The organism is Vibrio sp. Hep-1b-8, assembly GCF_006124995.1.
In the GTDB taxonomy this organism is placed as follows: domain Bacteria; phylum Pseudomonadota; class Gammaproteobacteria; order Enterobacterales; family Vibrionaceae; genus Vibrio.
Map to the genome: position 1 here is coordinate 1 of NZ_QEWN01000016.1, position 14,639 is coordinate 14,639.

Sequence of the window (14,639 nt, forward strand, 5' to 3'; positions counted from 1 at the left end):
TCAGTGCTATGCAGTATGTGTTACTTGCACGAATGAAACGAGCTTCCTTTAGGTTAGCATTTGAGTCAGAGTTCAGTGTTACTGATATTGCTTTTGAAGCTCAATTCGAAAGCCTAGAAGCTTTTACCCGTGCTTTTTCAAGGATATTTGGGCAAACACCTTCCCAATTTAGAAATCAGCCTGAGTGGCGTTCTTGGCACTCAAAGTATGAATATCATCCACCAATAACAGGAGAAAGTGTAATGGATGTTCAAATCGTAGATTTCGAAAAAAGAGAAGTTGCATTAATTGAACATAAAGGTAGCCCACGACTAGTATACGAGACAGCAGCTAAGTTTATAAATTGGCGAAAATTAACAGGTTTATCTCCAATAAAAACCAGCGAAACATTTGGTATTCCTCATTCAGACCCAAGCGATACGCCAGATGATCAGTTTCAGTTTGATATCTGTGGCTCGCACGAAGGAGAGGTTCCAAGTAATGCCTATGGAATTAAATCTGGAACAATACCAAGTGGGAGGTGCGCCATGGCAGTCCATAAAGGAAGCCATGACAGCATTGGCGATACCGTTTATCACTTATATCAAAAATGGCTGCCAAATAGTGAAGAAGAATTAAGAGACTACCCTTGTTACTTCCGTTACTTAAATTTTGTTCATGAAGTAAATGAATGTGAGTTGTTAACGGAGATCTACCTACCAATTAAATAGTATGTGGCTATTAGCGGTGGTCAGCGTATCAAACCACCGCCGATTTGTTACATGTTGCTTGGTATAGGTGCTTTTTATTGCGGTTTCTCTGTTGCTAACCATGAGGAAAAATAAGGCGACTTCAGTGACATGGTTCTCTTCTGAGTAATTACGTTAACGCGTTTCGGGGCAAAGGTGTGTTTGCCGTGATTGGCGCGGGCTGATTTTATTACATTAGAACATATCGAATTATCATAGTTAAAACGTGTGTCCCGTTAAGAATCGAGTGAATGAAATCAACGAGAGCAACTTTGCTCAAATGCGCCCGTTTACGCCGCGATCTGGCTGGAGTTGGAGGCAGAAGAGGGAGGCAGTTGAACGGCAAATCGCGCGCTTAAATAAAAACAACGGGTACTATATTTAACCACAGCGACCGCCATAAGGCGGTCGTTTTCGAGGCTAATAAGTTTGTTCCGTGCTTTGGACGGAGCAGCGAAACCCTGAACGGTATGACAGATTATCACTTACTATCGGGTCAAATGCGCGAGCGACCGTGACCATACCAACCCCACCTCGAACAACTTTATACTCACCTGATGCGGGGCCTTGTGGATCACGTTCCGGTGACACCTTATAGTAATCTTTGTTATACCAATCATTGACCCACTCCTCGGCATTTTCAGTCATATCGTAAATACCGAGGGGATTGGGCGCAAACATACCAACAGAGTTTAGGCCTGTGGCGATATTAGCGGTTTTATCGGTAAACTCTTCATAGCCACCTAATTCTGGATTATGGAAACCCCGTCCCCTAAACTGAATAAAGCCATTGTTGGTTGCGTAGTAAAGTTTTTGACCACGGCTGCGTGCAGCGTATTCCCATTGGGCTTCGGTAGGCAGATCGACAGGCAGAGCCGTTAACTGCCCCAGCCACTGACAATAGTTTTTTGCATCTTGCCAATTTACATTTCTAGCAGATTGTTTGAGAAAGTTAGGTAAGACGGATTTATAAATCTTAGAGCCGCGTTCTAGGTACTGCCCTTCATAAACACTCTGTTCAAATGGTCGACCTAATGTTTGTAGGTAGACATCATAATCCAGCAACTCCGCTTCATACTTTGACAACGAATAACTGCTTAACGTGACTTCATGTTGAATATCTGCACCACTGCTGACCATTTCTACCGCACTGTAACAGCTTGCTTCCGGCGTCCAGACCGGACGATTAAGATCGTCGTTCATGCAGGGCATACGAAAGTCGCCCATAATAAAACGGCCACCTTCGACAAACACCATATTTTCAATCGACTTTACCGCGACCTCAGCAATATTTTGTTTTAGTTCGCTGTCTGCATCTGGATAGTGTTTGTTGACATTACTAATAATGGTGTTGAGCTGCTGTTGAGAAAGCACGTTGCTGGAAATGTCGATATCGCTATTGCATGCCGCCAATAAAGGAATCGCCCCGAGAAGACCTAGCCATTTATAATTCATTATCAATCCTCATTATTTAGCCGTTTATTTTAAGCGGCTAAGCAGGTGACATGAAGTTATTGACCGGAAAATAATGTGATTTTCCTTCCTTCTCTGTGACCCTTGGGCTACTTTCCGGCTATGAGTATTATGTCAATAATCCATGAACTTATCTCGGCTGGCCTTGCGATGAAAAGTGGCGCCAATTGGCGGTTGATGGAAAATACCGTCAAGCATTGATGTTTGACGGTATAGGGTATGTGACTACAGAGTTTGACTGAGTTGATAATAGCGACCTTGTTGTGCGAGGAGTTCCCTGTGGCTACCATGTTCAACAATTTCACCTTGTTCAATTAGACAAATACTGTCCATCTTGTCTAAATCAACTAAGCGGTGAGTAATAAAGACAACGGTTTTATCAACGAAGTGTTGCTCAAAGAGCTGCATGATCTGCTGTTCGGTTTGCTTATCCAACCCTTCAGTTGGTTCGTCAAGCAGTAAAATGGGGGCGTTATGAAGTAATGCACGAGCAATACCCACTCGACGTTTTTCTCCACCCGATAACTGACGACCGCCATCGCCAAGCCAAGTATCTAACCCGGCATCATTGAGCAGCTTGGCTAATCCGACCTGAGTTAATACCTGTGCCAGTTCATCGTCATTTGCTTGTGGTTTAGCCATGATCAGGTTGTCTCGCAAAGAGCCGTTTAGGATATCGACCCGCTGGCTGACCACACTGATTGCCTTGCGAAGGTCGCTTTCGCTCCACTTTTGAATTGGCATTCCAGCGATTTTAATCTCACCCTGCTTTACATCCCAATAACGGTTTAGTAATTGGAGCAGAGTAGACTTGCCCGATCCCGTCTGACCAACGACAGCAATACGGTGTTTGGCCGGTATGTTAAGGCTAATCTTTTTAAGCACTTCGCTTTCTGTATCTGGGTAGCTGAAAGAGACACTCTGATACTCAATCGAAAATGCTTGATTATGACTATCGCTATGCTCCGGGAATTGGACATCTGGTTCAGAGAGAATAATGTCGTTCAATCTGCGAGCAGAGGTAAGAGTCTGACCTAAATGCTGGAATGCGCCTGCGATAGGCATGAGTAGCTCGACACTCGCCATCGTTGCGAAGGCAACTAAGGCGATCATTGGATCTGGCGTATTTCCGCCGATGCCATCAGCAGCGAGCCAAAGCATCAATATAATTGTCCAGCCATTAGCAAGTAGCAGTAGAGTTTGTGCAAGGCCAGAGAAATGGGCGTTAAAGAACTGGTTCTTTAGCAGCTTTTCTTGAGTGCTCAAGATCGCCTCACGGTAACGTTGCTCTGCACCGAATAGGGTTAGCTCACTGTAACCTTGAAGCCAGTCTAAGGTCGAAATACGAAGCTCAGCTTTATTTTGTGTTAGCTCGCTACCATTTCGTTTGCCTAACTTATAAAAAAGTATCGGCCAAGTAACTAGCAGGGCAAAAAGAATCGCCCCTAATGTCATACCAAGTTCGGCGTCAAACCAACTTACTAGCGCTGTAAGGCCAAATATACCTAGCGTACCGACGATCATTGGACTAACAAGTCTTAGGTAGACATGATCCATGGCGTCGATGTCGGCAACCAAACGGTTAAGTAAGTCAGCGTCACGTAGGTTTGATACGCGGCCCGGAATGAGTGGAGCAAGCTTGGAAAAGAAGAAAATACGTAAGTCGGTTAGGAGCTTAAAGGTCGCGTTGTGACTCACTACGCGTTCCCCCCAGCGTCCTGCGGTTCTGCCCATAGCAAAACCACGAACAAAGGCGCCCGGCAACATGTAGTTGAAGGTCTCGCGTGCAATCGTCAATCCCGCGATTGCGGCGGCGGATAAAAACCAACCAGACAGGGTCAATAAGCCGATAGAAGCAGCAAGAGTCAGGAACGCAAGCAACATCCCGAGCGATAGGCCGAACCAATGCTTCTTATACAGTTTGAGGTAGGGAAGGAGTTCACGCATCAAGATTCCCCTTATTCGCTTGGTTAAGTGCCTGATTGGCACTGAGCATTTCTTGGAAAAGCCCTTGTTGTTGAGCCAACTGAGCAAAGCTACCGCTTTGAACAATTAAACCATCACGCATCACAAGGATTTGTTCTACATTCTGAAGTGGCGTCAGTTGATGTGTCACCATTAGCGCTGTTTTGTTTTCTATTTGGTTTTGTAAACCTTGCATGACTAAGCGTTCACTTCTTGCATCTAAGCTCGCTGTAGGCTCATCGAGTAACCAAAACTGACCGTTTTGAATCATGGCACGTGCAAGCGCTAGGCGCTGAGCCTGACCGACGGACAAACCACCCGAACGATCGGAAACCGCATAATCTAAACCGTGTTGGTTAACAAATTCAGCCGAGAAGGACTCTTCCAGTGCACGCTGAACGCTTTCTTCACTGACGTTGGATTTGCCCAGCGTGATGTTGTCACGAATGGTGCCGTGCAATAAAAGTGGGTTTTGTCCGACCCAACTGATGTTTTGACGCCAGTTAGCGAGATCAATCTCGGTACGTTCAATATTATTGATGGTCAACGAACCGCTGTAAGGCAAGAAGCCTAAGATAGCGTTGATTAGCGACGTTTTACCTGCACCGCTAGGCCCGACTAACGCCGTAGTTTGACACGCCGTGAGTTCAAAGCTGACAGGGCCTAATAGTTTCGTCCCTTCAGGAGAGAAGACTTCAAGATCCGTTGCGCGAATAGTGATAGCGTCATTATCAGCGAGCGTCTGACTACCAGAACGGACAGTCTCTACGTCAATTTCAATAAATTCAACAATGCTCTCTGCAGCGCCCACTGCTTGCTGTTTAGCGTGGTAGAAAGTGCCTAGATCACGAAGAGGCTGATAAAACTCAGGGGCGAGGATCAGAATAAACAGCCCAGCAAACAGAGTGACCCCCGTGCCGTAATCGCCAAAGTTCAACTCACCGATAAAGGCGAAGCCAAAGTAAACGGCTGTCAGTGCGATTGAGATTGAGGTGAAAAACTCAAGCACAGCAGATGACAGGAAGGCAATTCTAAGTACGTCCATGGTTCGGGTACGAAACACTTCTGACGCACCGCGCATCACTTCTGTTTCTGCCTTAGTTCTATCAAACAAACGGATGGTCGTCATTGATTGAAGACGGTCGTAAAAGTGCCCGGATAAACGTTGCAATGCTTTAAAGTTTTTATGGTTTGCGTCAGCCGCTTTCATACCGACCAAAGCCATAAATAATGGCACTAGCGGTGCAGTAATTAGAAAAATGAGTCCAGCAGCCCAGTTAACGGGGAAGACGACGATCAAAATGACGAACGGAATCAAGACTGACAACGACATCTGCGGCAAATAGCGCGCAAAGAAGTCATGCATATCTTCTACTTGTTCTAAGAGTAGCGTTGCCCATGCACCCGCTGGTTTACCTTTGATATAAGCAGGCCCCAGTTCGCGTAATTTGTCTAAGATGAGTTGGCGAATATAGATACGAATTTGTTCACCACAACGGTACCCCGCAATTTCACGTCCCCATGAGCAGAGGGCACGTATGGCTACGATAGCGGCGAGACCAAAAAAGTGAGGCACTAACGTGTACTTATCGACATGCTCGATAATCAACTGATGCAGTATGGTTGCAAGCAGGGCGGCTTGAGCCAATAGAAAAATGCTTGAAAGAACGCCAAGACCGACAGCGACCATAAGCCAGCGTTTGGCGAGCTTACTTTGCTGCTTGAGCCATTGATTCAAGCTGCGTTGTTTCTTTTTATCCATTGTGAAGGCTTAATGAGAATTATTATTAGCGATTAGAACTGCGCATTATACAAAAGAAAGCCCCGCGGTAACACCGCAGGGCTTTAAGGATTTGAGCCAAAAGTGAAAAATATTATTTACTATCTGCCAACGCATCCAAATAGCGTTCTGCATCAAGAGCGGCCATACAACCGGTACCCGCAGAGGTGATGGCTTGACGATAGTTGTGATCCATCACATCTCCAGCGGCAAAAACGCCGGCAATGCTGGTTTGTGTTGCATTGCCTTCCAAACCAGACTGAACAACAATATAGCCGTCTTTCATCTCAAGTTGGCCTTCGAAAATGGCTGTGTTTGGCTGGTGGCCAATCGCAATGAAGGCACCCATCACGTCAATCTGCTCAACAGACTCTGACTGAGTATCTTTGATACGCACACCCGTCACGCCCATATCATCACCCACCACTTCCTCTAGAGTTCGATCAGTGTGTAAAACGATGTTGCCGTTTGCGACTTTATCCATCAGACGATTGATCAGAATCTTCTCTGCTCTGAAAGTATCACGGCGATGAATCAGGTGAACCTCTGAAGCGATATTTGATAGATAGAGCGCTTCTTCAACAGCGGTGTTACCACCACCAACCACTGCGACTTTCTGGTTGCGATAGAAGAACCCATCACAGGTCGCACAAGCGGAAACTCCACGCCCTTTAAATGCTTCTTCTGACTCTAGGCCAAGATATTTAGCCGAAGCACCAGTGGAAATGATCAGAGCGTCACAAGTGTATTCACCGTTGTCGCCAATAAGACGGAAAGGGCGTTGGCTGAGATCAACCTGATTAATGTGGTCAAACAAAATCTCGGTTTCAAAACGCTCTGCGTGTTCTTTCATGCGTTCCATAAGGTTTGGTCCAGTCAGACCCTCAGGATCACCAGGCCAGTTTTCTACCTCAGTGGTCGTGGTTAATTGACCACCTTGCTGCATGCCGGTAATCAAAACTGGTTTTAGGTTTGCACGCGCAGCATAAACGGCTGCAGTGTAGCCAGCAGGACCAGAGCCAAGAATAAGAAGATTGCTATGTTTGACGTCGCTCATTTGTGCTCCATTAGCGGTGACGCTTTCTATGTAGTTTGTCTCGATTGTATGGAATATATGGGGGCTTTGAAAGAGTTAGCAAGCGTGAAAACAGGAATAATTGGTTATAGGTTAGAACGCAATCGTTACATTTTGTGTGGCGAGTGGTTGATATAACCTGTTGAAGTTTAAAAGGTATTCCTAGTGTGATAGTGAAGTCGTCTAATATTTTCAATCCTCGCTTTTTAAATCTGGTTGAATTGTCTGATTTAAATTACCTTAATGGATAAAAGTTCTTTATATACATTTATGTTGGATTGAAATGCTAAAAAAAGTTGATCTTACAATACAAGTGCGCAAATAATGAATGTGAACAAGATGTTAATCATATTATAGGTATGTACATTCATTAAGGAGATGATGATGTTACATCAGCGTGAAACTACCCTTCAACTCACCAAACTTAGCGATACGGCGATTGCTCAGCTTGCACCATCGTTTACTCAGCTTCCGCACACAGAACATGCCGATGGTAAATTCCGCTTAAGACGTTATTCCGTTGTCTCTTTTCGAGATGGCGAAGTAGTCGATTTGGGCAAAAATGAATTTATGCAAACGGACGATATTAACCGTTTCCAAGGCAACGTTGTCAGACAGTTTGAACCTATTGAAGAGAGCACTCTAAACAGTGATGGTATGCGCGAGATGTGTCAGCTCTTTGTTTCTTCAAACAATCTGACTAATGAGCATGAGATTGAAATTCATCAGATCCGTATTGCAGCTATTTACGATGAGACACAAGTCGCTCCTGAAGGTGTTCACCAAGACGGATTTGAGCATATCGCGCTTGTTGGCATGGGGCGTCACAATATCGAAGGTGGCGATATCATGCTTTACAACAGCTTCAATGAAGCGCCATTTTTCCGCAAGGTTTTACAAAGTGGTGAGGTCGCAATGCTCGCTGACGACAAGCTATGGCATAACGCTCAGCCAATCCGCTCTGTAATCGAAGGCCAAGAAGGCTATATGGATGTATTTGTTCTAACCGCGAAGGATGCAGTGAATGAGCTTCACTCCTAATTTAGTAAGAGCGCAGTTTAGCGCTCTTAATCAGACTCATAATGACTTACCAGTGCTATTTCTTGATGGCCCAGGAGGCTCTCAAGTACCTCAATCCGTATTGGATGCGATGACCGCTTATCTTGGATTCTTCAATTCTAACTTGGGTGGACACTATTTCTCTAGCCGCAATACTACCGACTTAATGAAGCAAGCTCGCGAGCATGCTCAGGCTTTGGTCAATGCTGAATCGAGCGATAATATTGTCTTCGGTGCCAATATGACGTCACTCACGTTCCAATTGAGTCGTGCTATAAGCCGCGATTGGAAGGCCGGGGATGAAGTGGTTGTTACCGCATTAGATCATTACTCGAATGTATCAAGCTGGCAGCAAGCAGCAGAAGACAAAGGGGTTGTTGTTCGACAAGCTCGTGTTGAGGAGTCGGACTGTAGCCTAGATATCGATCATCTTATCTCTCTTATTAATGATAAGACGACCTTGGTAGCATTAACTTTCGCGTCAAATACGACGGGTTCAATCGTCGATATGCAGCGTGTCATTGAAGCGGCACATACTGTGGATGCGATGGTCTATATTGATGCGGTACATTATGCACCCCATCATTTGGTTGATGTCCAACAACTTGGTTGTGATTTTCTTGCTTGCTCAGCGTACAAGTTTTTTGGACCGCACGTTGGGATTGCCTATGTCGCGCCTAAATGGCTACATACGTTGAAACCATACAAAGTTGAACCAGCAACGAATGTGGGGCCTGGTCGTTTTGAGACAGGTACGCAAAGTTTTGAAGGTCTAGCCGGAGTGGTTGCAGCGGTGAGATACCTAGCTCAATGGGGTAAGGACGGCGACTCGCTGAGAAATCGCTTGATTGACTCCTACAAGCAGTACAATCAACACGAGTCTGCGATCAACGAACGGGTTCTGGCTAGGTTGTCAGAATTAGATGGCGTCACCTTGCTAGGGCGCAATGAGGCAGATAGCCAAAAGAGAACACCGACTTTCGCCTTGACCTTCGATCAACATACGCCTGAAGAGGTAGCGAAGAAGCTTGGGGAGCGTAACATTTGTGTCTGGAATGGGCATTTCTACGCACTCGGATTAGTCAGGCAGTTAGGTCTCGAGTCGACAGGTGGGGTAGTACGAATTGGCTTTATGCACTACAACACATTAGAAGAAGTGGACATTCTGTTTGATGAACTGAAAGCAATTCTTACCCATTAATCGACCCAAATTAAAAAGACCTCCGATTGGAGGTCTTTTCTGTTTAAGCCGTAACTTCAACTTCGTATGAGGTGAATTTACGAATGTTAATCACGCCAGTATCGAAAATCATATATTGGCCTTTGATCCCTTGTAAAACGCCGCTGACTTCGGGGTTTTTATCAAAGTTATGCGAAGTTATCTTTGTGGGGTGTTTCTCCACTGGATAGCTAATGGTGGTGATATCACGGCTAAGTACTTCAATAGCGTCGTCACCAAACTGTTGTTTTATCTCAGTAATCTTATCCTCGACCAGAGGCAACAGCTCTAAAAAACGTTGCTCCAGAGCCATAGGTTCGCCATCACCCTTTAGCAGAGTTCGCCAGTTGGTTTTATCGGCGATGTGCTTCGCCAACTCTACCTCGATCAGTCCCGAAATATGGCGTGTTTTCACTTTAAAAATAGGTAGACCTTGAGTGGCGCCTTGGTCAATCCAACGAGTTGGAATTTGAGTATGGCGCGTAATGCCGACTTTCAGACTTGATGTGTTTGACAAGTAAACATAGTGGTCGACCATACAGTTCTCTTCACCCCACTGAGGTTCACGACATGTGCCTTGGTCGTAGTGGCAGGTTTCTGGCTTCATTATGCACATATCGCAGCTTGCGAGTTTCTTCATACATACAAAGCAGTGACCTTGTGAGTAGCTCTTCTTGGTCTTCTTACCGCAAGAACAGCAGAAGATGTTTCCTGTGTGCGTCAGGGTCAGCGTTTGGCCGATAAAAGGCGTTAAGTCGACGAGCTCTTCGCCGACAGGCAGTCGATAACTAACGGTATTTTCTAGAGAGGCACGCATTTTACTCAGCGTACCTTTGGCGATTAAAGACATGACAGTGCTCTTCTTTATTCGAGGTTGAATCCTCGTTGTTTTTAGCGTTTGAGTGTAACACTTTTTTAGCCAAATGACTTCGGTTCAAACGTTGGACGGTGTTTAGACATTGGGGCTGTGACGCGCCCACTTTAAGAGGCATATCTAATATTTTGCCGCTAAGTGACATTTAAAATGGGGTAAAATGGAAGCAAGATCTTATTATTAATTGAGTGCTGTGTCATTTAATGGGTCGAGTTAACTGCCCAAACGGATTGTTCTATTGAAAGTTATACATAAAGCTATCTTCACCTTGGTTGCTATAACCTTACTTGTCGTTCAATTATTTTGGATGCATGGTGATGAGCGCGTCGTTAAGATAACCCCCGCACAGTTTACCTTCGCTGCAACCAACGATCAGTTACAGGGTGGGGTATCGACGTCGTCACTCAACATAGAGAATGAGAAAGCCTTGCTAGAGTGTCATTTGGCGAAAGGCGATTTATATCCTTGGCCCTATTGTGGCATATCGATTACCGTTGGTGACTCCATAGCCAGTGGTATGGACTTAGAGGGCTTTCATACCATAAAACTTGATGTTGATTTCGAGCAACTTAATGCTGACAAGTCCCCATCGCTACGGATCTACCTCAGAAACTACAATCCCGCTTATTCGACAGCAGACAATGAGTATTCATTCAAATACAACGGGCTGGAATATACTCCAGGAATCAAGGGTGGCGCGATAGAGATTCCGATTGCCAATTTACAGGTTTTAACTTGGTGGCTGAGTGACAATCAAATTCCAATCGCGCATTCAGCTCCTGAATTCTCAAATGTGGTCAAAGTCGAGTTTGCTACTGGCTCTGGACACTCTCAAGGCGATTACAGGCTACAGGTTAATAGTATTGAGTTTGTCGGTAACTACATTGATGGCGAAGATTTGTTGCTTGGTTTGCTGGTCTTTTGGGTTGCACTGGCATTGGTTTATAGCATGCTTGAAATCAAACGTGGCCGCCAGATCATCCAACAATCCCAGTATCGCCAAGAGCACCTTCGCAAGTTAAACCGCCACCTAAAGGAGCAAAATGTCCACTTTGCTGAGTTAGCTAACCGTGATGCCCTGACTGGAGCCATGAATAGACATTCGATTCGTGACTGGTTAGAAAGCAACTACGTAAAGAATCGCGTCGATGGAAAACGTCTTTCAGCGCTTTATTTGGATATAGACCACTTCAAAGCGGTGAATGATAAGTACGGACACGCAATGGGTGACGATATATTAAGAGAGTTCACCATGGTCGTTCTTAGCGCATTGAGCGCAAGTGAAAGGTTAGTGCGTTGGGGCGGGGAAGAGTTTGTGGTCTTTTGCCCAGGGCTTTGCTCAAAAGAGGCCACTGAACTGGCTGAGAAGATACGCCATAGAGTCGAGTCGCATCTATGGGTGCATGGCGATCCCTTGACCGCCAGTATTGGCGTCGCTTCGCTTGGTGATGAACGACCAAATGAAATGTTAATGCGAGCCGATGAAGCCCTTTTTATGGCGAAACGACAAGGTCGAAATAAGGTCGTTTTTAATCCGTAAGCTGTTGGTTTGTATCCTGCCCATCGATCATTTCGTTCTCATCGAGGTCTGCTTGAGTCGATTTTATAATCGGCTCTTTCGGACCTAAAAATTTAGGCTGAGCGTGAATGATGTAGATGTCCAAAAACGCTTTTGTACGGGCAAAGACTTCACGCACTCGCACCTGTAATCCCGAATGTCGAGACGGTCCAGCGACAGCAAAACATTTCGCATTAATATCGTGAGAGTTGGCGATAAACAAGGCTCGTTCACAGTGGAACTTCTGCGAGATAATCAGAAAATTATCCGTGTCAAAAATCTCTTTAGCGCGCACAACTGAGTCTAGTGTTCGAAAGCCGGCATAATCTAAAAAGATCCGTTCTTCAGGGATGCCAGCTCTGAGCAAATCGCGTTTCATCGTCCATGGTTCATTGTATGAGCGATGCGCATTATCACCACTTAATAAAAAGTGGCTAACTTTTCCTTGTTGATACAACTCAATCGCCGCATTGATGCGGTTGGTGTAATACTCATTGAGCACCTTGCCCAAGTACTTGCTGGTGCCTAAAACCACCGCAACATCAAATTGTTCGATTTGCTGTGGTTGAGTAAAGACTTGGTGTCTCGCCTGATATGACACCCATCGATCAACCACAAACAGCGCCGCAGACACGGCGACAAAAACAGCCGGAAGCCAAGCGATGAGTTTGAGCATGCGACTTAACCAAGTTTTAGCTGGCTTGTCACGATGGAAGAGTTTACGCACTAAATTTGTCGGTTCCTTTGCGCCCATAGACCAATAACTGTGAAGCAAAACAAAACGATGGTAAACATGATGCCAGCATCGAGCCCACGTAATGTCCGAGACAGGTAAGGGGTTGCCTTAACAATGATTAAGCCGTAACCAAATGCGTTAATCAAGACAAAAGCGATCGTTCTCAGCGCGAAGTTGTAGTTTCTTAATAGACGTCTCAACAGTGCATTAATCTCACCACCGGCCATAACCAAAGTACAGGCGATAAGCGCCGTCGAAATTTCGCTGAGGTAGGGGCTAAGGTAATCCCCAAACATATTCAAGTATTCCATTTAAGTACGTTAGATAATGGTGATTTAGCGAGAATAGCACGAAGTAATGTGAGGATGTCCAGCGTGGTTGAGCTGAGAGTTCACTTTTGTGGCAGGAATAAAAAAAACCCAGCGTAGCTGGGCTTTTAAAGTTGTTTAGAATGCAGTGCGTTTGTAGCGACGGTAAACTGGCTGCCAGAAAGAGGCGTCGATTGCTTCTTCTAGTGCTTCGTCTGGGATCTCTAATGCAACACCTTGCTCGATGGCTTTCTTCGCCACGGCAAAAGCAATCTTCTTCGATACCGAGTGAATCGCTTCAAGAGGTGGTAAAAGTGCACCTTGGCCGTTAATCGCGAGTGGTGAACAGGTCGCAAGCGCACGGCTTGATTCCATAAGCATCTCATCAGTGACACGTTTCGCTTGTACCGCTAATACACCTAAACCGATACCAGGGAAGATGTAGCTATTGTTACACTGAGCAATCGGGTAAGTTTTACCTTCGTGAACCACAGGATCAAATGGGCTACCTGTTGCGACTAGCGCTTCACCGTTAGTCCAGCGAATAATGTCGCTAGGAGTGGCTTCCACTCGACTTGTCGGATTCGAAAGTGGGAAGACGATAGGACGAGCACAGTGTTTGTGCATCTCTTTAATCACTTCTTCACTAAATAGGCCAGGCGCACCTGAAACACCGACAAGAACGGTTGGCTTAGCATTACGCATAACATCCAACAAAGAATATCCGTTGCTGTCAGTTTGCCAATCAGCCGTGTTGACGTGCTTTTGAACAAGACGTTGTTGGAAGTCGAGTAGATTTGGCATGCCTTCTTGTAGCAGACCCCAACGGTCGACCATAAATACTTGTGAACGAGCTTGCTCGTCGCTGATCCCTTCAGAGACCATTTGCGCGATGATAGCTTCAGCGATACCACAACCTGCCGAACCCGCACCTAAGAAGGTAATGCGCTGTTCTGAAAGCAGACTTCCCGCCGCTTTACAAGCTGCCAGTAGCGAACCGACAGTAACCGCTGCGGTACCTTGAATATCGTCGTTGAAGCAACAAACGCGATTTTTGTAGCGCTCCAAAAGCGGCATGGCATTTTTTTGTGCGAAGTCTTCAAACTGGATTAGTGCTTCTGGCCAACGGCGTTGAACGGCCTGCATGAACTCTTCAACAAATGCATCATATTCAGCCCCAGTAATACGAGGATGACGCCAGCCCATGTACATTGGGTCGGCAAGTCTTTGTGGGTTGTTAGTGCCCACATCGAGTACGATTGGAAGCGTGTAAGCAGGGCTGATACCACCACACGCGGTATATAGAGCCAGCTTACCAATTGGAATCCCCATACCACCGATACCTTGGTCACCGAGACCAAGAATACGTTCACCATCAGTCACAACGATAACCTTGACATTGTGGTTAGAAGCGTTGTTAAGAATGTCGTCAATGCGATCGCGGTTTGCGTAAGACACAAACAGACCACGTCCACGGCGATAGATATTCGAGAAGTTTTCACACGCAGCACCAACGGTTGGTGTGTAGATGATAGGCATCATCTCTGTAATGTGATTTTGAACCAGTCGGTAGAAAAGCGTTTCGTTCGTGTCTTGAATGTTACGCAGGTAGATGTGCTTATCCATATCGCTTTCAAAGCTGCAATATTGTTGATACGCTCGCTCTACTTGCTCTTGAATCGTTTCAGTATTTTCAGGCAATAAACCTTCAAGGTTAAAAGATCTTCTTTCCTGTGCGCTAAAAGCACTGCCTTTGTTTAGCAACGGCGTACTAAGCAAAGCAGGGCCAGCATAAGGAATGTATAAAGGGCGTTTATCGTTATTCATCACTTGCCTTAAGTAGGGTGGAGTGGTCTCTAGACCT

At 45.6% G+C, this 14,639-nt stretch carries 12 protein-coding genes; 4 read left to right on the top strand and 8 right to left on the bottom strand.

Annotated features, from left to right (window positions below; genetic code table 11):
• The coding region (locus tag DA100_RS04930) for a GyrI-like domain-containing protein (RefSeq protein WP_138971164.1) at positions 1-710 on the top strand (710 nt) is incomplete at its 5' end.
• 438 nt (positions 711-1,148) lie between these two features.
• On the opposite strand, the gene DA100_RS04935 is transcribed toward DA100_RS04930, so the two are convergent.
• The 4 genes from DA100_RS04935 to trxB form a co-directional block, all read right to left on the bottom strand.
• Positions 1,149-2,183 (bottom strand): SUMF1/EgtB/PvdO family nonheme iron enzyme, encoded by a 1,035-nt coding sequence (locus DA100_RS04935; RefSeq protein ID WP_138971165.1) that lies wholly within the window; start codon positions 2,181-2,183, stop codon positions 1,149-1,151.
• Positions 2,184-2,426: 243 nt separating this feature from the next.
• A complete protein-coding gene (gene cydC / locus DA100_RS04940) occupies positions 2,427-4,148 on the bottom strand; it encodes a cysteine/glutathione ABC transporter ATP-binding protein/permease CydC (protein ID WP_138971166.1) in 1,722 nt (573 codons plus the stop codon).
• Positions 4,141-5,928, bottom strand: coding sequence for a cysteine/glutathione ABC transporter permease/ATP-binding protein CydD (gene cydD, locus DA100_RS04945; RefSeq protein ID WP_138971167.1), 1,788 nt, complete (start codon positions 5,926-5,928; stop codon positions 4,141-4,143). Before cydD ends, cydC begins: the two co-directional genes overlap by 8 nt.
• A 112-nt stretch (positions 5,929-6,040) precedes the next feature.
• Positions 6,041-7,003 carry a thioredoxin-disulfide reductase gene (trxB, locus tag DA100_RS04950; RefSeq protein ID WP_138971168.1) on the bottom strand — a complete coding sequence of 321 codons (963 nt, stop codon included), beginning with the start codon at positions 7,001-7,003 and terminating at the stop codon, positions 6,041-6,043.
• A 399-nt stretch (positions 7,004-7,402) separates the two neighbouring features.
• Between trxB and DA100_RS04955 the strand changes: the two genes are divergently transcribed.
• Together DA100_RS04955 and DA100_RS04960 are read left to right on the top strand one after the other, a co-directional pair.
• Entirely contained in the window at positions 7,403-8,062 is a 660-nt protein-coding gene (locus DA100_RS04955; RefSeq protein WP_171052145.1) for a 2OG-Fe dioxygenase family protein, read from the top strand.
• Positions 8,046-9,281 carry a cysteine desulfurase-like protein gene (locus DA100_RS04960; RefSeq protein ID WP_138971169.1) on the top strand — a complete coding sequence of 412 codons (1,236 nt, stop codon included), beginning with the start codon at positions 8,046-8,048 and terminating at the stop codon, positions 9,279-9,281. Before DA100_RS04955 ends, DA100_RS04960 begins: the two co-directional genes overlap by 17 nt.
• A gap of 43 nt (positions 9,282-9,324) precedes the next feature.
• Here DA100_RS04960 and DA100_RS04965 read toward each other — a convergent pair whose 3' ends face one another.
• Complete coding sequence (locus DA100_RS04965; RefSeq protein ID WP_138971170.1) at positions 9,325-10,149, bottom strand: DUF2797 domain-containing protein; 825 nt, start codon at positions 10,147-10,149, stop codon at positions 9,325-9,327.
• Between the two features lie 262 nt (positions 10,150-10,411).
• On the opposite strand from DA100_RS04965, the gene DA100_RS04970 reads away from it, so the two are divergent.
• Positions 10,412-11,713 (top strand): GGDEF domain-containing protein, encoded by a 1,302-nt coding sequence (locus tag DA100_RS04970; protein WP_171052141.1) that lies wholly within the window; start codon positions 10,412-10,414, stop codon positions 11,711-11,713.
• Here the strand turns inward: DA100_RS04970 and DA100_RS04975 are convergent.
• The 3 genes from DA100_RS04975 to DA100_RS04985 all read right to left on the bottom strand — a co-directional run bounded on the left by DA100_RS04975 (position 11,703) and on the right by DA100_RS04985 (position 14,602).
• Positions 11,703-12,458, bottom strand: a complete 756-nt coding sequence (locus DA100_RS04975) for an ElyC/SanA/YdcF family protein (RefSeq protein WP_138971171.1) — start codon at positions 12,456-12,458, stop codon at positions 11,703-11,705. The two genes, DA100_RS04970 and DA100_RS04975, sit on opposite strands and share 11 nt — an antisense overlap.
• Positions 12,458-12,778, bottom strand: a complete 321-nt coding sequence (locus tag DA100_RS04980; RefSeq protein ID WP_138971172.1) for a DUF3392 domain-containing protein — start codon at positions 12,776-12,778, stop codon at positions 12,458-12,460. Before DA100_RS04980 ends, DA100_RS04975 begins: the two co-directional genes overlap by 1 nt.
• A gap of 135 nt (positions 12,779-12,913) precedes the next feature.
• Entirely contained in the window at positions 12,914-14,602 is a 1,689-nt protein-coding gene (locus tag DA100_RS04985; protein ID WP_138971173.1) for an NAD-dependent malic enzyme, read from the bottom strand.
• Positions 14,603-14,639 lie beyond the last annotated feature (37 nt).